Below are 22,471 nucleotides of genomic sequence, written 5' to 3' on the forward strand. Positions count from 1 at the left end.
GAGGTTTACAATGGGTACTTTAGAATTGAAAAATTTATGCAAATCATTTGGTGACACCAAAGTGATTGAGAATTTAACTTTGAAAATAAATGATGGGGAACGCGTAGTGTTTTTAGGCCCCTCTGGTTGCGGGAAGTCTACAATACTTAGAATGATCTCTGGCATAGAAAGTGTTTCAGACGGCCAAATACTATTTGATGATAAGGATGTAACAAATTATGCCCCGGGAGAAAGAGATATTGCAATGGTTTTCCAAAACTACGCGTTATATCCACATATGAGCGTAGAGAAGAATATTACCTATGCATTAAAACGTAATAAAATACCCAAAGAAGATATTGAGCAACGCCTTCATCAAGCACTCTCTATATTAGATTTAAATCACTTAAAAGAACGTAAACCAAGCGAACTTTCAGGTGGTCAACGTCAAAGAGTTGCTTTAGACAGAGCAGTCGTTAAGAATGCTTCTTATTTCTTATTAGACGAACCTCTGTCTAACCTCGATGCTTTACTGCGTGTGTCTGCTAGGAGAGAGTTATTACATTTACATGATATGTATCAGCATACTTTTATTTTTGTGACACATGATCAATTAGAGGCAATGGCATTAGCTGATCGTATCGCATTATTTGATAAGGGTGAAATACAAATGTTCGATACACCGGAAAATGTTTATAATCATCCGAGTAATGTGTTTACAGCACGTTTTATCGGTACGCCACCGATGAATATTCTCGATGCAAAGTATGAGAAAAACCAACTCATATTTGAGTCTAAACTATATATAGATGCGAAGACTTTAAATCAACAAAATTTAGAGACCTATGAAGGTCGTTCGCTACTAGTAGGTATTCGTCCTGAAGCAATTTATATAAAGGAAGAACCAACAGGAATAAGATTTGAAATTGAAGATATTGAAAATTTAGGAGAAAGTTACAGTCTTATTGGAAAAATCAATCAACAAATGCTGACTGTAAAAAGTTATAAAAGACCAGAACAAAGTGTAGTAAATATTAAGTTTGATATGAGTAAAGTAACATTGTTTGATCCAAATACAGAAATGAATATAGAGGAGAGGTAATTATGGCACTCATTTTAAGTACCAATGCATATATAAGAAGTGGATTAACGCCTATTTATGGTCTCTTAGAGGACAACCCAGATTTAGGAATAGAACTTTTTGCGAATAACCAAGATAAAGTTTATATGAAAGAATTACTTGCTTTAGGTAAAGATACAAATCGATACTTAACCTATCATGAACAAATATTTGATGTAGAACACTCACGATCAAAGGAAGAAGATTTATATAGCTTAGAACAAATTCGATTAGCCATTGAACATTGTGTAGACTTAGGAATAAAAGATATCGTCTATCATGTAAATAACATCGCGATTGACGATAAGCAACAAATGATTGTCCAAACAAAACTTAATTTAGACCATATTACACAAGAAGCTAAAAACAAAGGTGTCAATATTTTAGTGGAAAATGTGGGTGTAGATACCAAGCAAAACAAATTATTAACAGAATCAGAATTTATCAATTTTTGTAAAGAACACGCGAACAACGTATTGATTGATATTGGACACGCAAATGCAAATGGGTGGCATTTAGATTATGTGATACAGCAACTTCAAGACAAAATTAAATTCTATCATTTACACAATAATGACGGTAAGCATGACGATCATAATTTATTAAACGATGGCACATTAAATGTGGAACACTTCTTTGAGACATACCGTAAGTACACACCCAATGCCCATCTAACATTGGAATACAATTATGATATCGGAGAACAACCACAGCAAATTCAACATGATATAGACTATGTATTAAGAAAAATGAAAACAGAATAACAAGGATAAAGTTGAAAACTGTCCATCATAGGGAGAAGTCGGATTGTAGTAGATTAAGCTACACTCCGACTTGTATTATTCATTTTTAAATGACTGAAGACATCATTTGTTTAAAAATAGCTAATAATAATTACTATTTTAAGATTTTTGTAATGATATAAATACAAATTAATCTTTTTAATATAAACGATACATATCAAGTCAATTTGGTAATTTTAAATAAAAACAATATTTTAAGCCATGTGCTTGAGCTGGACCCAAATAATGGGAATAAAATAAAAACACTTTCGTTGAATTCATTTAAAATGAATCATACAAAGGTGTTTTTCTATAAAAAGAGTGTCTTATTCATTACAAACAAAGGTTAAAAGTTGAGGGAAATGGAAAAAATAAAATAAATATGCGTTGTCTATGTCCTACGACAAAATATGTGAATGCATTTCTGTTGTAAAGGGATAAACGATATATCCCCGAACGATAAATTGTCGGAGAATGCGTATGTATATCATATTTTTATATTTCAAATAGAGCACGATAACTTAATGTATAACTGGTATAATAACCGACAGCTATTGTAATAACAGCTTTATTAAATTCTATAATCTGAAATGTTTCATGAGAAACGCTTTTTCAGCAATCTATTAACAAGGAGAAACATATCATTAGTGATACAGTTTTTGAGGTTCAAGTTTTATAAAAATTAATTGTCGTTTTAAGCTATATATTGATAACTTTAGATTAAGCATATTGAATCCGTAAATCATTAAGTTGTTATTGATGCTTTGATTATTAAGAGGCACAATTATAACGTAAAAAAAGTTATTAATTTAGTTAATAACTTCAATAAAATACTTTAATTGTAAATTTCTGACATAATAACAAAAAAGATTATCTTTTGACTAACGACGCCCAAAAGTTAGTTCTTCCGCTAACTTTCGAGTATCGTACAATGATAATCTCGCTAGTTTAAGTTTGTGCCAGTTAATGAGACATCTATTTATTGTTTTACAAAAAATTACTCTTTATTTAAATGGATGGTAAAAAATCAGGTAGTTGTTGCTCATGCTTATCGAGCATAATATGTTCTGGCTTGATCCCCTGTTCTCGTAATACTGCGATGTTCTGCAAAAGAAATTCATCGCTGCCGACAATATAGAAGAGGCCATCTTTATCTGCAACAAGTTTTTTCACTTCTTTATAGTAATCTTTACGATTATCGACAAACTGCGCAGTGAAATTCTTGTCAACGGCAGATTCAAAAATGGTAGGGAATAAGAAATCTTTTGATGAATCGATATTCAATGAATGAATTTGATTGACGTTGCCAGCGCGTTCGAAATAATCAAGCACAAGTGGTCTGAATGTTGCTAGACCGACACCTGAAGACAGAAGATAAACATTTTTGTCTGCTCTTTTAAGTGGTACATTTGAATGAGTTTTAAATATCGCAACTTCATCTCCAACTTCAAGATTTAATAAAATCGATTTAAACTCAGAACACTGCTCTTTGATGCGCGTAGTGATACCAATCACGTTTTCTTGCGGTATAGTAGAGATTGACATATGACGAATTAAATTACGATTTGGTTTATCTCCATCATTAAACCCTTTCAGAGCGAAGTGGACATGGGAACCTTCTTCCCACGTAAAGTTTTCTGGGCAATCCAATAAATATGTTTTAACTTCAGGCGTTTCTTCAATAATTTTATTTATTTTAGTCCAGTATATCTGCATTACATACCCTCCTTATTTAATTACATATGATAATTCATGAAAAAACTTTTTTATTTGAATATTAACTTACTAACTAAGATACTTATTAAGTAAGACTTTATCACGAACTAAATAGGGTGTCAATGAGAATTCTTCTCAATAACATAGACATATTTAAACTATAAGTCTTTAGCACATAGCGTATGTAATAGGGTTTAAAAATTATGATTTAATTTACGAAAAACATCCAGAATTTGCTCTATTTCCGTTTCATCTAAATTTTCAAGCATTCCTACAAAAGTGGTAGACCGCTGTTTAATGATTTGTTCTACAATCTCTTCACCTTGACTAGTAAGAGAAAGTAAAACTACTCTTTTATCCTTATTTGACCTGTAATGGTTAATTAAATTATGTTTCAATAAGTTATTTGTTAGAACAGTACCACCGCCAGAGGAAATTCCAAGATAATTTGTAATATCAGAAACTGTACAATTACCCACTTTATTTAAGTAAGTAAGAATAAGAATATGACTAGCACTTAGATTGTATGGTGTTTTTGGGAATAAGTCTTCTTGTTTTTTCATGTAGATAAATATATTTTCAAATAAATCTTGGAACTCTTTCAACTTCCTATTACGCTCTTCAAAATCTTTTTTATATGAATCCATTATTTTCCTCGCAATCTCTTCGTTAAATGCTTTATTTCCCTTATAATCCTTGCCATTTAAGACTTCTATTTAAATGTTTCTATACGTATTTTAACATAATAATTGTTCTGTCCTTATTGGATAACCTTTCTTGCTCTAAATATAAAAATGAGTTTAATTTTTAGTTTATTTCAAGGATATATACATTGAAAGAGAGTTTTTATATATTTTTTAGGGCTGGCATTTCTAGTTGGTTTTATAATATCAGAAATAAATTATATATAAATAAACATATGCCGTTGTGACTAGTTATATTGGAAGGTAATGGTAAAAGTTATCTAAAGATAAAAGCTATTATAGCTGAAGCAAATTATTTGGCTACCATGTGTTAAATACACATAGAATTTAAGGGAAATTATGTAAAACATAAAAGTAACAAGGTTTTACCAATAAAAATTTTACTCAAAAATCGAAATTGTTTACAAAAAAGAGGGTAATATATAGGTTAAGGGGTTGATTATATTGGTAAATATAAAAAAAGATCGTATGAAAATCTATGTTTTAGATAATGGACGAATGCAAATGGATAAAAATCTTATGATAGCTAATCCAAACCAAGCGACACTCCACAATCCAAATAAAGAAAATGAACTACATGAAATTCCGATTTATACAGTTTTTATAGATCATCTTTTATAGATCATCCAGGTGCTAAAATTTTATTTGACATTGCTTGTAATCCTAATTCAATGGGAAAAGAAGGTCGTTGGATTAATGCTACACAGAAAGCCTTCCTTTATTTTTCAGATGAATCATATCATTTACCCAATAGGCTAGGACAATTGGACGTAAATCCTAAAGATGTTGATATAGTAGTCGCTTCACATTTACATCTAGACCACGCAGGTTGTTTAGAATATTTTACAAATGCAACTGTCATTGTCCATGATGATGAATTTAGTGGCGCGATGAAGTGCTACGCACGTAACCAACAAGAAGGCGCATATATTTGGAGTGATATTGATGCTTGGATTAAAAGTGATTTAACTTGGCAAACAATTGCATGCGACCAAGACCATTTGATGCTTGTATCTGGAGTGAAGGTGCTGAATTTTGGTAGTGGGCATGCTTGGGTTATGATTGGCCTTGAAATTGAAAGTGAAGAGTTAGGCACTTTAATCTTAGCTTCTGATGCCATTTATACACAAGAAAGTATGGCGCCTAAATTGCAAATACCTAGAATAATTTATGATTCAATTGGTTGGGCTAATTCAGTTGAATATATTAAGAGACTAGCAAAAGAAAAAAACGCAGAAATCTGGTTTGGTCATGGCGGCCATCAATTTGAGTTTTTTAGAAAGTCTACTGATGGTTATTATGATTAAAGGGTGTGAAAATAAATGAAAACAAAAGCAGCAGTATTATATGACATGGGCATAGAAGGCCCTTATGAAAAAACGAAACCTTTAAAAATTGAAACTTTAAGTCTTGGCGCTCCTCAGAAAAACGAAGTGTTAATTAAAATCCATGCAGCAGGTTTATGTCATTCTGATTTATCAGTGATTAATGGAAGCCGACCACGACCAATGCCTATGGCGTTAGGACATGAAGCAGCAGGAGAGATTGTAGAACTAGGTGAAAATGTAAGCGACTTTGAGGTGGGTGATCATGTTGTTTGTACATTTATCCCAAGTTGTGGTAAGTGTATACCCTGTCGTGAAGGACGACCAGCATTATGTGAAAACGGAGCAATATCAAACGAAAAAGGTGAAATGTTAGAGGGAGGGTCTCGTTTATCTAAAGATAATGACGCCATTTATCACCATTTAGGCGTTTCTGGTTTCTCAGAATACGCTGTTGTATCAGACAATTCAATTGTAAAAATTGATTCGGACATTCCTTACGAACGCGCAGCAGTATTTGGCTGTGCTGTCATTACAGGTATAGGAGCAGTTATTAACACAGCACAGATTAGACCAGGCAGCAATGTAGCAGTTGTAGGGCTTGGCGGTATTGGTTTAAACGCTATTATAGGAGCAAAATTGGCAGGAGCTAATGAAATTATTGCTTTAGACATAAATGAAGATAAATTTGAAATTGCCAAAACTTTAGGGGCGACGTCAGTATTTAATTCAGGAGATGAAAATGTTATAGAAGAAGTTAAACAATATATTAATGGTGGAGCTGAATATGTATTTGAAACAGCAGGTGCAGTACCAGCAATGCAAGTTGCATATGCAATAACAAAACGTGGTGGCTCGACAATTACAACAGGTTTACCTAATCCAAAAGCAGAGTTATCATTTCCTCAAGTCACCTTAGCAGCTGAAGAACGAACGGTTAAGGGTTCATATGTTGGAAGCTGTGTTCCTGACCGTGATATCCCTAGATTTGTTAGTCTGTATCAACATAATCGACTTAACATTGATCCATTAATCAGTGATGTCATTTCACTTGAACAGATAAACGAAGGTTTTGATCAATTAGCAAATGGTGATGCAGGTAGAATTATTATTAAAATGACAAAATAATTACTATATTAGTTAAAGTAAATAAATTAAGCTTAGCTATGAAAAAATCTATGACGATAGATTTCTTTCATAGCTATTTTTTATAGTTATAGAGAGCAGTAGATCGATTGCGCTTTTAGGTTTTAAATCTGTATTTTAAACGGATTAGCTTTACTCTCGTCTTTTAAAATTCGCTTGAGTATGTTGGGTTCTTGAAAACGTATATAGGAGAGTGGCGTTATGCATTATTGTGACCGCGATTTTGAAAACAGACTTAAAATACAAAATAATCAAATAGAAGCTACGTTCAAAACGAGTTTTTTATGTTCAGAAAAACAAATCAATCTGATGCGCCTAAACTCGCATTACTAGCCATCAATACCAATATTTCCTATTTATAAAATTTTGTATACTCGAAAAATTATAAAAATAACTAAAGTTAGTGCAAATTAATGAATTTTTTTCACGCAAAAGAGGCAGTTTTTTGGAAACCATGATATATTCACACCGTTATATTCCACGCATTTATCAATCATTTTTGAAGTATCCTGTTTTGCTTCATTATTTAATGCTTCAATATCTTTGTCACATCAATACTGTTTACCTGCTTGTTACTCAAACTTATGGATTTCGACATTTCTGTGCCGTTTCCACCTATTATCAACTAGTGTCTTATCTCGAATATTTAATCCATTCATAATTTCTTTTATAGCATGGTTTTCAGCTTTTATTTCTATAGCTTTAATCCTAATTTCTGATAATTAAGTAACTCTTTTTATAGAAAAAGCATCTCCGTATCAATTCATTTTATGACGCATTCAACGAAAGTATTTTTATTTTACTCCCACAAATTGGAATCAGTTCATATAAACTGGTTGTGCCCGTTGATCTGAATTGATCTTCTTATAATCACTAGTTACGTCACTTTCTTTTCCTTAATACTGACACATGCAAATACTTATTTGTATCTTGTTTAGAGAGAATGCCTATTAATGTTTGTATTTTGTGTTCTAGGGAAAAATGAAACTATTTAGAGAAAAGAAATATTGCACTGCTCAGTCTTTACTATTATCTAAATGTTAGGAACCTTAAAACTTGTATTACCAAAGTGAACTTAATAGCACATATGCTACATAATTAAAGACAGGATATGTGGTTGAAACCACGAATAATGAAGTCCATGAAGCACAGCTTGTTGCTCTGGATAGGTGTTTTGAGAATCATGCATCATATTGTTACTGCTATCCAAAAGACAGATGTTTCAAAGTCTATTAAAAACTTACTTTTAGTCATACAGTTGCTTGGTACTTTAGATATTAGAATCATTAAAAACTTTGATTAGCAAAATGAATAAAGAAGTTGGAAATGCGGGTGAAGACGAGCATAAAGATAGACGTTGGAGGTGGTTAAACCTACGATCTACTTCAAAAAATGCTGAGGTAGTTGAAAAATAAATATACTTCTGAGCATTATCAAGGGATTAGGGACAGATGTAAGTGAAGAGTAAGCAGAACAGAAAAACCAAGAAATCAGTAAAAGCAAACCATCTACCTACATGTCATATCTTTATAGGGGGGAGTTATTTTATTGGCATCGGTACTGTTTAAAAAGGCTCTGATAACACTATATGAACTAAATTCACTCAACCAGATAAATAAGTTCTCGGCTGTTTTCAGGTCTACAGTATGAGAGCAGCCTTTTTTATGTAATTCAGTAAAGAATTGTTTTTGCCAATATATTAAATAAAAAAGGGTTTGAAATTTGCAGAAAGCCAATTACAAACTAATCAGAGAGGGTTAGGACGAACGAAAGTTTGCAGGATGAAGAAAATTGGTTTGGTAGTACTCCATCGTTTTGCTTCATATTTGCTAACAGCGTGATGATATCTCTAACTATAGGGTAAGCATCCCATTTCAGCCAAGATAGAATCATTACTTAAAAATTATATATTACTGAGTTTTGTCGAAACATCTATTGGATGTTTATAAGACATAAGATTTATTTAAAATTAATCATTAAATTAATTCAATAATAAACTTAGTTTAAATATTAATAAAAAGGATGATTAAGATAACGGTTTTAACTTTATACAATTAATTATAAATATTACGTAAAATTTGTAATTGATGATAAACCCTACATTTGTAGTATTAGGAGGTTGAAAAAGTGTCGAAATTTAAGTCTTTGCTTCTACTTTTTGGCTCACTAATCGTACTTAGTGGCTGTTCTAATGTAGAAGTTTTAAACCCAAAAGGGCCGGTAGCAAGTGACTCGAAGTTTTTGATTATTTACTCAATCATCTTCATGCTTGTTATAATCGCTGCTGTGCTTATCATGTTTGCTTTGTTTCTATATAAATATAGATTACACAAAACAGACGAATCTGGTAAGATGCACCACAACGCTTTAATTGAAACAATTTGGTTTATTATTCCGGTGATCATTGTTATCGCTTTAGCTATTCCTACAGTAAAATCACTTTACATGTATGAAGAAACGCCGGAAAAACAAGATGATCCCCTTGTTGTCTATGCAACAAGCGCTGGTTATAAGTGGTTCTTCAGTTATCCTGAAGAAAAAGTTGAAACTGTTAACCACTTAACCATACCTAAAGATCGACCTGTTGTCTTCAAACTCCAATCAATGGATATGATGACAAGTTTCTGGATTCCACAGTTAGGCGGTCAAAAATATGCGATGACTGGAATGACAATGGATTGGACTTTAACTGCTAGCGAAGAAGGAACGTTCAGAGGACGTAACTCAAACTTCAACGGTGAAGGATTCGCTCGCCAAACATTTGATGTCAATTCAGTTAGCCAAAGTGAATTTAAGGATTGGGTAAAAGATGCTCAAAGTCAAAAGGAATTAGATCAAGATACCTTTGATAAACAACTTTTACCAACTACTGAAAACAAAAACTTAACTTTCAGTGGTACGCATATGGCATTTGTTGATCCAGCAGCTGATCCTGAGTATATTTTCTATGCTTATGATCGTTTCAATTACGTACAGAAAGATCCAAACTTTAATACACCAGAAGAAATAAAAGAGGATGTATTAGATAAACCTAATAAACCTGCACGTAAGCCACAAATCACAAACGCAAACTATGAACGTCATGGTATGAAAGCTATGATTCTAGGCAATAATGAACCATATAATAGTGAGTTTAAAGATGAAGAATCACATAATATGGACGAAATGGAAAAAATCTCAGAAGGTGCTAAAGACGAACAAGCATCAGAGTCTGAGAAAAAAGACCATGAACATGGAGGTGGACATTAATGAATTTCCCATGGGATCAATTGCTCGTTCATGGCGATTGGATGGTTACAATGGCACAAATTGGTGCACCGTTCGCTATCATCGCAGTGATCGCAGTAATTACTTACTTTAAATTATGGAAATATCTATACAGAGAATGGTTCACATCGGTTGACCATAAAAAAATCGGCGTGATGTATTTAATTTGTGCTGTATTAATGTTCGTGCGTGGCGGTATTGACGCCTTAATGATGCGTACACAATTAGCAATTCCAGATAATACATTTTTAGAACCACATCACTATAATGAAGTCTTTAGTACGCATGGCGTCATCATGATTATCTTTATGGTAATGCCTTTCATTTTTGGTTTATGGAATGTTATTGTACCTTTACAAATTGGTGCAAGAGACGTTGCATTCCCTGTATTAAATAACGTAAGTTTCTGGTTATTCTTCTCAGGTATGTTGTTATTCAACCTGTCATTTATAATCGGAGGCTCACCTGCAGCTGGTTGGACGAACTACGCACCACTCGCAGGAGAATTCAGCCCAGGGCCCGGAGTCAACTATTACTTAATTGCAATTCAAATTACTGGTATAGGTACCCTAATGACTGGTATTAACTTCTTTGTTACTATAATCAGATGTAAAACATCTACCATGAAATTTATGGAAATGCCAATGTTTACGGTTACTGCTTTCATTACCACATTACTCATTATATTGGCTTTCCCAGTATTAACAGTGGCATTAGCACTGTTCACAACAGATAGAATCTTTGATACTGCATTCTTTACAGTCGCAAATGGCGGTATGCCAATGTTATGGGCTAACTTCTTTTGGGTGTGGGGCCATCCTGAAGTTTATATTGTTGTGCTACCAGCGTTCGGTATATATTCTGAGATTATCCCAACATTTGCTCGTAAACGTCTGTTCGGTCATCAAAGTATGGTATGGGCAACAGCAGGTATCGCATTCCTTAGTTTCTTAGTTTGGGTTCACCATTTCTTCACAATGGGTAATGGTGCATTAATTAACTCAGTCTTTTCAATCACAACCATGCTGATTGGTATCCCAACCGGCGTTAAAATCTTTAACTGGTTATTTACGCTTTATCAAGGTCGAATTACTCTTGAGTCACCAATGTTATTTGCGCTAGCATTTATCCCTACCTTCCTAATAGGTGGAGTGACTGGTGTTATGCTTTCTATGGCAGCAGCAGACTATCAGTATCATAATACGTACTTCTTAATTGCACACTTCCACTACACATTAGTAGCTGGTGTTGCATTCGGTTTATTAGGCGCACTCATATTCTGGTGGCCTAAGATGGCTGGGTTTAAGTTAAACGAAACATTAAATAAATGGTGTTTTTGGTTCTTCATTATTGGCTTTAACGTTTGTTTCTTACCCCAATTCATCCTTGGATTAGATGGTATGCCACGTCGTTTATACACTTATATGCCAGAAGACGGCTGGTGGTTGTTAAACGCAATCTCTACTGTCGGGGCACTCATGATGGCATTAGGCTTTACGTTCTTAGTTGCTAGTATCGTATATAGTTTCTTCAAATCACCACGTGAAGCTACTGGCGACAATTGGTACGGTATAGGACGTACATTAGAGTGGTCCACTGCTTCAGCGATGCCACCTAAATATAACTTTGCTGTTACACCAGATTGGAATGACTATGATACATTTGTAAATATGAAAGAACACGGTAGACACTACTTAGATAATCACAACTACACTGATATCCATATGCCAAATAATACGCCAGTTGGTTTTTGGATGGGCATCCTCTTCACAATCGGGGGCTTCTTCCTTATCTTTGAAACAATCCTCCCAGCTGTTATTTGCTTAATAGGTATCTTTGGTACTATGATTTTCCGCAGTTTCCAAGTAGACCACGGTTATCATATCCCAGCTTCTGAAGTAGCAGAAAACGAAAAACGTTTGCTTAACGAACGTATAAAAGAAAGGGAGGCTGTACGTCATGAGTCATGATGCAAATACTATTGACCAACGTTCGCATGAAGGTAATTTAAATAGACTTGGCTTTTGGATATTCCTTACAGCAGAAGTCTCACTATTCGGTACGCTATTTGCAACCCTATTAACACTTCAACATGGTGGAGACTATGGCGGTAAAATGACGACTGAAATGTTCGAATTACCCCTCGTTTTGATAATGACATTTGCGTTATTAATTAGTTCTTATACTTGTGGTATTTCTATTTACTATATGAGAAAAGAAAAAGCAAAATTAATGACGATTTGGATGATTATCACTTTATTATTTGGTGTTGTCTTCGTAGGATTTGAAATTTACGAGTTTGCACACTACGTATCAGAAGGTGTTAACCTAACAATCGGTTCTTATTGGTCTAGTTTCTTTATACTTTTAGGAACACACGGCGCCCACGTCTCATTAGGTATTATTTGGATTATTTGTTTATTAATCCAAGTTGGCATGCGTGGACTAAATAAAGACAATGCGCCTAAGTTATTTATAGTAAGTTTATACTGGCACTTCTTAGATGTTGTTTGGATCTTCATCTTTACTGCCGTATATATGATAGGGATGGTGTTTAGCGGATGAATACAATTGTAAAACACACAGTAGGCTTTATTGGCTCAATCGTTCTGACTCTTTTAGCAGTATTCGTAACCCTATATACATCAATGGCACTTAATGCTAAGATTACAATCATCTTTGGCTTTGCTTTTATACAAGCTGCAGTACAATTATTAATGTTCATGCACTTAACTGAAGGTAAAGACGGAAACGTACAAGGGTTTAAAGTTATATTTGCGCTTATCATTACTTTAATTACTGTTATCGGTACTTATTGGGTAATGCAAGGTGGACACTCAAGCCACTTATAACCTATAAAAAAGGGAGAGGATTCCTTTTGAAGTTATCTAATTAGCGGTAGTCAATTAAAACCAATTTCATTGAATGCATATGCATGTACGCAATCCTAAAAATTGTAATTTGGTTTAGTATATAATTTCAAAGGTTTGTTTCCTATATTAAGTAGGAGACAAGCCTTTTAGCTTTGACTTAATTCATTATTTTTATAAAAATTGAACGGTGCAGCCCAAAAAAGAAATAAAAAATAGGGTTGGCGTTTTGTACAAATAGTTTCTGAAGGCATGATGTTTAAACCCGAGTGAAACATAATAGATATACCCAGCAGAGATTAATATACTTTCCTTATTGCTGATTTTGGCACGATTAAAAAACTCCTTATTCGATAAGGAGCCTTTTTAATATAGTTTCTAGTAATCATTTATTATGTAAAACGACACAAAAACTAGAAATCTTATTAGTTCATGATTTCTAGTTTTTCATTTTATTAACATAATAAAGGCTTGTAAATAGTGCCTTTGTCTATTCTATTCGCTTTAATTATAGTAAACCTTCTTTAATTTTGAGAGAAAAATTTTTATATTGCCATTAAAAAATTATAGTTTGCGTGCTTATTTAATCGTTCTAGAAATGCATTCTAATATTGTCTGTTCGGAAAACGACACTCTAAAAGATAGCATGGATCTCCTATAACTTTATAGTTATTCATAACAAAAATGCTTTCTTCCTGAATAAAATCAAGATATGAATTATGAGAAATTTTATGAGTATAAATATTAATAAATACATGGACTTTACAGTCTAATGCTTCTTGGTTTAAAACAATCGTGTATCCAGTAATAACGTTGTCATCCTCTAATTTTTCACTCTATTTGTTGCTGCCTGACTAGTTAGATTTACTTTTGCTCCCAAATGCTTCATTGAAATTTTACTGTTATTTTTTAATTCTCTAGTTATTTTTTTGTCTAATTCGTCCATTTTTAACGCTCACTTTCAATCTTCAAGTATTTAGTTAAAAACTCTTTGAAATTTATATTTAAACAGATAGGTCAACCAATTAAGATAAATATATACAAAAATTTGGAGGAATTATTATGGCGTGGATAAACACTAAAGATGGTTTAGAAATATACTATGAAAGACAAGGTGAAGGAACACCAATAGTCTTTCAATCAGGTTATATGGGCATTCATGATGTTTGGAAAGATCAAGTTAAACTATTAAAAGAAAGTTATTTATGCATAACACATGATAATAGAGGTTACGGTCTTTCAAGTAAGCCTGTAGATTCATCATTTTATACTATGGAAAAAAACGCAGAAGACCTTAAATCTGTACTTGATGCAAACAATATTGCTGAACCTATATTATTAGTTGCTCACTCAATTGGTAGCTTAGCTTCATTAGCTTTCGTTACAAAATATCCGCAACTCGTTAAAGGGATTATAATGGCAGGTGGAGGTCCTTTTACAGGAGAATCAGTACTTAAAGCCGGAGGGAATGAGGAAATGTTTGCAGCTTCTCAGACGACACCTAGCGAAGCTCAACAATTTTACCAACGTTTAGGTTGTTCAAGCGAAATTGCATTAGAGGCATCTAAATGGCAGTCTACTGTTTTCAAAAACCAAACACGAGCAATGTTGTATTATACTGCAGATACGAAATTGTTATCATTAGACGTTCCTATCTTAGTTATTCATGGAAAAGATGATATAGTTTCAACTAAAGAAAGCGTTTATGAAATTGTGGAAAACTTACCAAATGCAGAGTGGCTAGAAATGGAAAACGTTAATCACTTCCCACAGTTGGAACATCCTCAAAACTTAAATGTTATTATTGAAAATTTTATCGCAAAATACTTCAATTAACAATTATTCGAATAACAACACAGTTCTTAATGAATATAGAAAACAATCTTTTATTATGATTGTTTTCTAAAATGCTCATTTAAAGGATTCAGTGCCTAACATTCGGGCTTTGTATTTATCTATTTAAATTTATTATTGTTAATGTAGTTATTACTATTGTTATATTTTTTGACATTAATTACTAATGAATAAACTCCTAAAACAAGCATAATAATAGGAAGAATAATAATGATATATATAGTCAATTTTCCAAAAATGTTAGTAACAAATGCTAAAGCAAATATGATTAATAATATAAAAACTAAAAGATTTAACGCGGCTGTTTTACTCATAAATTCACTCCTTTTATGCTGATAATATAATTTTAAATTTATTCTACTTATCTTTATCATTCTTATCATTTTTTCTTTCTACAAAGAAATATATAATTAAAATAATAAAAGGGATAGACGCTGAAACTAGTACTGAATAACTACCATTTTTAATTAAAATTGGCACACATATAGCTGCTACTATTATACAAACTAGTAATATAAGTAGGAGGTACAGTTTGTTTTTACTCACCTAAAAATCGCTCCTTCAAGTAAAATTCATTCATACTGTAACACATCATATAATCTTTTCATATTGATGTTTTTGCCTAGCTAAAAGGATGTCTCCTTTTGCTTTTTCTAACTTTTTTAAGTATAGTAACTTAGTATATTTTTTAAAATTTATTAATATCCCTCTAAATAATGCTATTAATGGGTTTCCAAAGTGAAGTTGAAACAATAAGAGTTAAAAAAGCTCATAGACACTGATTTACTATCCGAAGAAATTTTAGATAAGCGACCTAATTGTCTATGTCTTAATCAGCCTATTTTAAGAAGTTAAAATCCTGTTTTTGCGTTTCTCCATACTATGATGTTATAATGTAAATAACAAAGAGAGTTCCATAGGTACACCAATCCCCTCACTACCGGAAATAGTGAGGGGATTTTTTGGTGCAACTATGTCGCCTTATTATTTGTTACGATTGTTTAGCCAGAACGAGAAGATCGCAACAATGCATCCTGAAATCACAGGTGCAATTATACTAACAAAGAGAATTACCATAGGTTTCACCTCCTTCCGTCGAAAATATCGCCGGAAGTTAAGGCGACTCCATTATTATACCATCTGTAAACACGTAAGCATACGCGCTTCCGATAAGTTAAATTATGTTGAATAGAAAGCATATCGCCTTATTAAAATTCCATGTTTTATATGTCTCGATTTAATATTTAAACTTTTATGAAAAATTCTAATGATTCATAAACCCTCTTCCTTTTTATATAATTATACCATTATATAAATTAATTATCTTGAGGTATAACGCTAAACAATCTTGGAAAAAGTGTCAATATTTGAAACAACTTTTTCAGCTGGAGAAACTAGCGTATTACTAAAAAAGCACATGAATATCATGAAAGCATCAACCAATTTAAAATGCTCTATCACCGATAAACAAAGAAACACTACAATATTTTTAATAAAGACAGACACCCACTACTTTTGTGTACAGCATAAGTAGTGGGTGTTTGATGTTGTTAGTAAGTCTGGCGTGGGTGTAGCCAAACATTGGTTATAACACAATCGTTGACGCTTTAGCGAATATGTTCTGCCATGTGTGGTCGAGTTCTGTATCAGTGACAATGTAGTCAATATCAGATAATTGCGCGAATGTAATAAGACTGGTCTTATCGAATTTTGAGGTGTCGACCGCTAAAATAACTTTATTGGCTTTGCTAATCATTAACTCTTTGATGTGCGCTTCATACTCATTCGAATCAGTAATCATGCCATCTTTAGTTAAGGACTTACAACTTAAAATAGCATAGTCAGGATTAAATTTATGAATGGATTCAATTGTTTGCGGCCCAACTAATGCTGATGAGTGTTTTAAGAGTTTACCTCCAGTCGAATTAATTTCGAGTGATGACTGGTTTAACTCATATAAGGCATTGACTGCGTTTGTAATAATATGGATTTTTTTATCAGTAATTGCGAATTGTTTTAACGTTTCGATAACTGTTGAGCTTGAGTCTGAAAATAAGCTAGTATCGTCCTCAATAAAGTGATTGATTTTTTTAGCAATCTTAAGCTTGGCTTCTTTATTCCGTGTGTGGCGAACAGAATAAGGTAGTTCTTCAGACTTTAATAATTTAGCTCCACCGTAATTACGTTCAGCAATGCCTTCTTTTTCTAATTTTTCTAAGTCTCTGCGGATAGTTTCTTCAGAGACATTAAATGTTTCTGCTAATTTACTTACGTAAACAACGTTGTTTACGTATAACTCATTCAGTAAATTTTTTCTCCGTTCAAAAGGCTTCATCTGTCATTGCTCCTAATTTGTTTTTCTCTAGTATAGCATAACCTAGCCTAAAACCTCACATATCACCATTATAAACAACAACAAACAACAAAATGTGTGGTTTATTGTTGATTTATGATAACTATAGCTCTATAATGTAAACCAAAGAGGTGAAGAAATGAAAAATTACATCGCAGTTGATATTGGTGCGTCAAGTGGAAGAGCAGTCCTAGCGCATGTAGAAGACGGAGATATCAAAATACAAGAAATTAATCGTTTTGCTAATGGATTCACCACACAAAATCAACAAGAAGTGTGGGATGTTGATTATTTGTTTGATGAGATTATAATATCACTCGAACGAGCCAAAACGCTAGGCGTCGGTTCATGTTATTTAAGTATAGATACCTGGGGGGTAGACTATATTTTTTTAGATGATAAAAGTAAGCGCTTGCAAGAAGCGGTGTCATATAGAGACACGCGTACGAACCATACAATGGAGAAAGTATTTCAATTAATAACTAAGCACGATATTTATAACAAGACGGGTATTCAATTTTTACAATTTAATACGTTATTTCAGTTATACGAAGAATGTAAATCGGTAAAACAACAAGCAGAATATATTTTATTAGTTCCGGATTATTTAAACTTTCGCTTAACTGGGCGATTAACTAACGAAGTTACTAATTTAAGTACTACACAATTATTAGACTTATATGGCTATAACTTAAATAATGAATTGTTAGAAATAGTCGATATCAAGCCTCAACAGTTTGCAGAAGTGGTTGAACCTGGCACATATCTTGGAGATGTGAGACCCGATATTCATAAGTTGCATAATTTACCAGAAACGTGTGTTTATGCGACCGCGTCGCATGATACTGCTTCTGCAGTATTAGGGTCAGTAGGTCATAGTGGGAAAGATTGGGCATTTTTATCCAGTGGGACGTGGTCATTAATTGGTCAAGAATTATCAGAGCCTATTGTCTCTGAAAATGCTTTTAATCAGGGCTATTCCAATGAAAGAGGGATTCAAGGAACTTATAGGTTTTTGAAAAATATTATAGGTATGTGGATTATCCAAAGAGTCCGTAAAGATTGGCCCAAGAATTATACATTTCCCGAAATGGTAAAACAGGCACAACAACATACTGATTTTAAAGTGTTCGTTGATTTTAATGATGCACGCTTTATAAATCCAAATAACATGGTTGAAGCTATTCAAACCTATTGCATTGAGACTGGACAATCCGTTCCACAAACTATAGGAGAATTAGCACAAACAGTGTATTTAAATTTAGCTATCATTTATGCAGTTTCTATAGAGGCATTGAATGAGATAACAGGGTCGACGATTGAAGTTATTAATATTGTAGGCGGTGGCTCTAATAATGAATATTTAAATGAACTTACAGCTTATTATACGAACTGCGATATTATTGGAGGCCCTGTAGAAGCTACAGTTTTTGGTAACTTAGCAGCCATAATGATCGCGACAGAACAATTTAAAGATATAGCAGAAGCGAGACAAGCGATTGCACAGTCAAACATGCTGCAACATATCATGACACCTAAAGATACAACAGACAGAATCACTGATATTAATTTATTTAAGGAGGCAACACAATATGCACACAAATTATAAAGAAGCATTTGCATTAGCAAAACAACAATATGAATCAATAGGAGTTAACGTAGAAGCCGCATTAGATAAATTAAAGGATATTAAAATTTCTATTCATTGTTGGCAAGGGGATGATATCGAAGGCTTTTTATTTAATCAGGAACTATCAGGTGGTATTTCGGTAACAGGTAATTATCCTGGTAAAGCACGTAATGGTGCAGAACTACGCAGTGGCTTAGAAGAAGCGCTTAAACATATCCCAGGAAATCATAAAATTAACTTACACAGTATTTATGCTGAAACAGAAGAAACGATTGATTTAGATGAGATTGAGCCTAAGCACTTTAGAAATTGGGTAGAATGGGCGAAACAACACAGTTTAGGGTTAGATTTTAATCCAACGTGCTTCAGTCACGAAAAAGCAGCAGACGGCTTAACATTAGCACACCCACAACAAGAAATTCGTGATTTTTGGATTGAACATTGTAAACGTGCACGCCAAATCGGTGCTTATTTTGGTCAAGAATTAGGCCAAGCGTCAATTACTAATATATGGGTACCTGATGGGTACAAAGATACACCTGTAGATCGTCTGACACCGCGGAAACGTTTAATGAATAGTTTGGATGAAATTTTTAGCGAAGACATTGATGAAGCCTATAACGTAGATACTTTGGAAAGTAAATTATTTGGTATCGGCTCAGAAAGTTATGTAGTAGGATCTCATGAATTTTATATGGGTTATGGCTTAACACGCAATAAACAAATTCTATTAGACGCTGGTCATTATCATCCAACTGAAGTTGTGTCTAACAAATTATCAGCTTTGTCATTATTTACTAAAGGTTTAAGTTTACATGTGTCACGACCGGTGCGATGGGATAGCGACCATGTCGTAACGTTAGATGATGAATTAAATGAAATAGCTAAAGAATTAATTTATAACGACTTAATAGATACGACAACTGTAGGCCTAGATTTCTTTGATGCTTCTATCAACCGTGTAGCCGCATGGGTTATTGGTACTAGAAATATGCAAAAAGCATTATTAAAAGCACTATTAGACCCGGTGACACAATTAAAAGAAGCTGAACTAACTGGAGATTTTACGCAACGTTTAGCATTACAAGAAGAAATGAAAACTTATTTATTTGGTGCTATTTGGGATGAATTTTGTCTTAGAAATGATGTAGAGCCAGGTTTAAATTGGTATGGAGCTATTAAAGATTATGAACAAAATGTATTGGCAGAAAGAGGGATATAAATGGAAAAATTTATCGATTCGCCTATGGTTAAATCATTATGCAATATTACTAATGTGATGTACAACAAAGGCTGGGATGAACGTAACGGAGGTAATATCTCGTGGATTATTGATGATGATAAAGTAGCACTTTTCTTAGATGGTTTCACGGGAAACACACGTAATATTGCCTTGCCGTTTACTGTTGAGGCGTTAGCACAACGCTATTTATTAGTTACAGGAACAGGAAAATATTTTAAAAATATTAAAGCCGATCCTCAAGACACACTTGGTTTAATTCAAATCGCTGCTGATGGTAAAAGTTATGACATTTTATGGGGGTTTGTGAATGGTGCATATGCGACAAGTGAATTGCCCACGCATTTAATGAATCATGCCCAACGCCTAGCAGTTGATGAAAATCATAGAGTCATCATGCACTGCCATGCGACACACACGATTGCGATGACGTTTGCACATGAATTAGATGAAAAAGCATTGACCAAAACGTTATGGAAGATGTGTACAGAGTGTTTAGTTGTATTCCCAGATGGTATCGGCGTTATTCCTTGGGTAGTCCCTGGAACAGAAGAAATCGGACAATTAACGGCAGAGAAAATGACATATTGTCGAAGTGTATTATGGCCATTTCACGGAGTTTTTGGTGCTGGACAAGACTTAGATGAAACATTTGGTTTGATTGAAACAATTGAAAAAGCAGCAGAAGTTTATACGTATGTTCAAGCGCAAGGTGGCACGAAGCAAGAAATTAGTGATGAACAACTTAGCGCACTTGCACAAGGGTTTAATGTAGAACCAAAAGCCGGCTATTTAGAGGTAGGTGTGAAGTAATGCCACAGCTAGCCTCAGTCATGTATGTGAAAGAAGGGTGTCACGCAGAGTACAAACGTCGCCATGATCAGATATGGCCTGAAATGAAACAACTATTAAAAGACCATGGTGTGAGTGATTATCATATTTATTTAAATGAACGTACCGGTGAATTATTTTCGGTCTTAACAATAGAAGATGAAACACTACACGCTGAAATTGCGCAACAAACGATATGTCGTCAGTGGTGGGAGTATATGGCAGATATTATGAATGTGAATGATGATAATAGTCCGAAGTCAATCGAGTTAACAGAAGTGTTTTTCCTAGAATAAAAAAAGGGGATGGAAAAATGAACTTAAAACCTAAAAAAACAACAGGATGGGTGGCAACGATTGCGATTGCAATGGCGAACTATATCGAAGCTGGTTCCATCATTGCCGCAGCGAGTAGTTTATCACTGTGGCAAGCGTATTTAAATATTGATAACATGCAAATTGGTTTGTTGAGTGCATTGAGTGCAAATGCTTTGGGAGCAGCAATTGGTGCATTGATAGGCGGTCCAATTACAGATAAATTGGGACGTAAATTTATTTTCAAATATGATTTAATTCTATATATGTTAGGCATACTAGCAATTATTTTATCATTTAACTTCTCAATGCTATTGATTGGTACTATTGTTGTCGGTATTGCAGTTGGTATCGGCGTGCCTGTTGCGTGGACGTATATTGCAGAAGAAGCGCCTGAAGATGAGCGTGCGAAACGTGTAGGTACAGCACAACTGGCTTGGTCCATTGGCCCTGCAATCACTTTTTTATTAGCAGTTATTGTTGCACCCATGGGCTTGTTAGGTTCACGTTTGATTTTTTTACATCTATTCATTATTGCAGGTGTAACTTGGTGGATCCGTCAAGGTATGAATGAATCTGAAATTTGGGAAGCAGAAAAAGCGAAAGAGAAAGCAGAAGCGGCTCATGATATTAAAAAAACATCAGTAATTAAAGAATTATTTACCAACCCTGTGAATTTAAAAGCGATGTTATTATTAATGGGTATTTACCTGTTTTGGAACTTAACTTCTGGCGCTATGGGTTATTTTATGCCATTTATTTATGAAAGCGTTGGCGGTTTATCTGGCGCTCAAGCGAACATTTTACAAGCCGTGTTGTGGTTCTTAACAGTAGTGACGACATACTTTGGCTTTATGAAGTTAGGAGATAAAGTTAATCAACGACTATTATTTGGCGTTGGCGCAGTTATGGGTATCGTGGCATGGTTAATTTTAACATTTGCGCCAATGAACTGGGTTTCACTCATATTGTTCGTTGTACTTTGGGGTTCATCTGCAGGTATTGGAGCGCAAGCCTTTTATGCACTATGGACGAGTGAACTCTTCCCAACAAGGTACCGCGCAGGGGCACAAGGATTAATGTACTTTATTGTACGTACTGGTATTTCAATTTATTCCTTTGTCTTACCGACGATTTTGGCGACGTTAGGTTTTAAAGTTACCGGTATAATTATGATTAGTTTCTTAGCCATTCACACTATAATAGGCTTAGTATTAACACCGAAAACGCAAGGCAAGACATTAACACAAATTGAAAAAGAGCGTTATGGCGACAGTGCAAACATTCAAGTAAAAGAAGCAGCGCAAGCAAATAATTTAAAAGAAGTGAGGGGTTAAGTG

17 protein-coding genes and 3 pseudogenes are annotated in these 22,471 nt (G+C 33.8%); 14 read left to right on the plus strand and 6 right to left on the minus strand.

Features of this window, described 5'->3' with window-relative positions; genetic code table 11:
* Positions 1 to 10: 10 nt before the first annotated feature.
* Both BJG89_RS00685 and BJG89_RS00690 read left to right on the plus strand, forming a co-directional pair.
* Positions 11 to 1,081 carry an ABC transporter ATP-binding protein gene (locus BJG89_RS00685; RefSeq protein ID WP_096808051.1) on the plus strand — a complete coding sequence of 357 codons (1,071 nt, stop codon included), beginning with the start codon at positions 11 to 13 and terminating at the stop codon, positions 1,079 to 1,081.
* Between the two features lie 2 nt (positions 1,082 to 1,083).
* Entirely contained in the window at positions 1,084 to 1,863 is a 780-nt protein-coding gene (locus tag BJG89_RS00690) for a sugar phosphate isomerase/epimerase family protein (RefSeq protein WP_096808052.1), read from the plus strand.
* 516 nt (positions 1,864 to 2,379) lie between these two features.
* Here BJG89_RS00690 and BJG89_RS15020 read toward each other — a convergent pair.
* The 3 genes and pseudogenes from BJG89_RS15020 to BJG89_RS00700 all read right to left on the minus strand — a co-directional run.
* Positions 2,380 to 2,466: pseudogene (locus BJG89_RS15020) on the minus strand (IS6 family transposase); the annotation flags it as partial.
* Positions 2,467 to 2,889: 423 nt separating this feature from the next.
* On the minus strand, positions 2,890 to 3,597 hold the full coding sequence (locus BJG89_RS00695; protein WP_096808053.1) for a ferredoxin reductase domain-containing protein: 708 nt from the start codon (positions 3,595 to 3,597) through the stop codon (positions 2,890 to 2,892).
* 194 nt (positions 3,598 to 3,791) lie between these two features.
* Positions 3,792 to 4,244, minus strand: coding sequence for a MarR family winged helix-turn-helix transcriptional regulator (locus BJG89_RS00700; RefSeq protein WP_096808054.1), 453 nt, complete (start codon positions 4,242 to 4,244; stop codon positions 3,792 to 3,794).
* A gap of 501 nt (positions 4,245 to 4,745) precedes the next feature.
* Between BJG89_RS00700 and ahlS the strand changes: the two are divergent.
* The 6 genes and pseudogenes from ahlS (at position 4,746) to qoxD (ending at position 12,891) form a co-directional block, all read left to right on the plus strand.
* Positions 4,746 to 5,608 (plus strand): annotated as a pseudogene (gene ahlS, locus BJG89_RS00705) (AhlS family quorum-quenching N-acyl homoserine lactonase).
* 15 nt (positions 5,609 to 5,623) lie between these two features.
* Positions 5,624 to 6,754: a zinc-dependent alcohol dehydrogenase family protein gene (locus tag BJG89_RS00710; RefSeq protein WP_096808055.1), complete on the plus strand. Its 1,131-nt coding sequence runs from the start codon at positions 5,624 to 5,626 to the stop codon at positions 6,752 to 6,754.
* Between the two features lie 2,145 nt (positions 6,755 to 8,899).
* Positions 8,900 to 10,021 carry a cytochrome aa3 quinol oxidase subunit II gene (qoxA, locus tag BJG89_RS00715; protein WP_096808056.1) on the plus strand — a complete coding sequence of 374 codons (1,122 nt, stop codon included), beginning with the start codon at positions 8,900 to 8,902 and terminating at the stop codon, positions 10,019 to 10,021.
* The gene (gene qoxB / locus BJG89_RS00720) at positions 10,021 to 12,009 is read left to right on the plus strand and encodes a cytochrome aa3 quinol oxidase subunit I (protein WP_096808057.1); all 1,989 of its coding nucleotides are present in this window, start codon (positions 10,021 to 10,023) and stop codon (positions 12,007 to 12,009) included. Before qoxA ends, qoxB begins: the two co-directional genes overlap by 1 nt.
* Entirely contained in the window at positions 11,999 to 12,604 is a 606-nt protein-coding gene (gene qoxC, locus BJG89_RS00725) for a cytochrome aa3 quinol oxidase subunit III (RefSeq protein ID WP_096808058.1), read from the plus strand. Before qoxB ends, qoxC begins: the two co-directional genes overlap by 11 nt.
* Positions 12,601 to 12,891: a cytochrome aa3 quinol oxidase subunit IV gene (qoxD, locus tag BJG89_RS00730; RefSeq protein WP_096808059.1), complete on the plus strand. Its 291-nt coding sequence runs from the start codon at positions 12,601 to 12,603 to the stop codon at positions 12,889 to 12,891. Before qoxC ends, qoxD begins: the two co-directional genes overlap by 4 nt.
* Before the next feature lie 623 nt (positions 12,892 to 13,514).
* Here qoxD and BJG89_RS00735 read toward each other — a convergent pair.
* A pseudogene (locus tag BJG89_RS00735) lies at positions 13,515 to 13,855 on the minus strand (Lrp/AsnC family transcriptional regulator).
* Positions 13,856 to 13,971: 116 nt separating this feature from the next.
* Between BJG89_RS00735 and BJG89_RS00740 the strand changes: the two are divergent.
* Entirely contained in the window at positions 13,972 to 14,745 is a 774-nt protein-coding gene (locus BJG89_RS00740; RefSeq protein WP_096808060.1) for an alpha/beta fold hydrolase, read from the plus strand.
* A 1,002-nt stretch (positions 14,746 to 15,747) separates the two neighbouring features.
* On the opposite strand, the gene BJG89_RS14435 is transcribed toward BJG89_RS00740, so the two are convergent.
* Positions 15,748 to 15,840, minus strand: coding sequence for a type I toxin-antitoxin system Fst family toxin (locus BJG89_RS14435; protein WP_108909077.1), 93 nt, complete (start codon positions 15,838 to 15,840; stop codon positions 15,748 to 15,750).
* A gap of 508 nt (positions 15,841 to 16,348) precedes the next feature.
* Positions 16,349 to 17,098, minus strand: a complete 750-nt coding sequence (locus tag BJG89_RS00755; protein ID WP_096808063.1) for a DeoR/GlpR family DNA-binding transcription regulator — start codon at positions 17,096 to 17,098, stop codon at positions 16,349 to 16,351.
* Positions 17,099 to 17,255: 157 nt separating this feature from the next.
* Here BJG89_RS00755 and BJG89_RS00760 point away from each other — a divergent pair, with 157 nt between their 5' ends.
* The 5 genes from BJG89_RS00760 to BJG89_RS00780 are packed head-to-tail and all read left to right on the plus strand — an operon-like array spanning position 17,256 to position 22,468.
* The gene (locus BJG89_RS00760; protein ID WP_096808064.1) at positions 17,256 to 18,725 is read left to right on the plus strand and encodes a rhamnulokinase; all 1,470 of its coding nucleotides are present in this window, start codon (positions 17,256 to 17,258) and stop codon (positions 18,723 to 18,725) included.
* On the plus strand, positions 18,709 to 19,968 hold the full coding sequence (gene rhaA / locus BJG89_RS00765) for an L-rhamnose isomerase (RefSeq protein ID WP_096808065.1): 1,260 nt from the start codon (positions 18,709 to 18,711) through the stop codon (positions 19,966 to 19,968). The genes BJG89_RS00760 and rhaA overlap by 17 nt, the downstream gene beginning before the upstream one ends.
* Positions 19,969 to 20,799, plus strand: a complete 831-nt coding sequence (gene rhaD, locus BJG89_RS00770) for a rhamnulose-1-phosphate aldolase (protein ID WP_096808066.1) — start codon at positions 19,969 to 19,971, stop codon at positions 20,797 to 20,799. It abuts the gene before it with no gap.
* Positions 20,799 to 21,113 (plus strand): L-rhamnose mutarotase, encoded by a 315-nt coding sequence (rhaM, locus tag BJG89_RS00775; protein WP_096808067.1) that lies wholly within the window; start codon positions 20,799 to 20,801, stop codon positions 21,111 to 21,113. The genes rhaD and rhaM overlap by 1 nt, the downstream gene beginning before the upstream one ends.
* A gap of 17 nt (positions 21,114 to 21,130) precedes the next feature.
* Positions 21,131 to 22,468, plus strand: a complete 1,338-nt coding sequence (locus tag BJG89_RS00780; RefSeq protein WP_069793342.1) for an MFS transporter — start codon at positions 21,131 to 21,133, stop codon at positions 22,466 to 22,468.
* The last annotated feature ends 3 nt before the right edge of the window (positions 22,469 to 22,471 follow it).

Source organism: Staphylococcus nepalensis, assembly GCF_002442935.1.
Taxonomy (GTDB): Bacteria; Bacillota; Bacilli; order Staphylococcales; family Staphylococcaceae; genus Staphylococcus; species Staphylococcus nepalensis.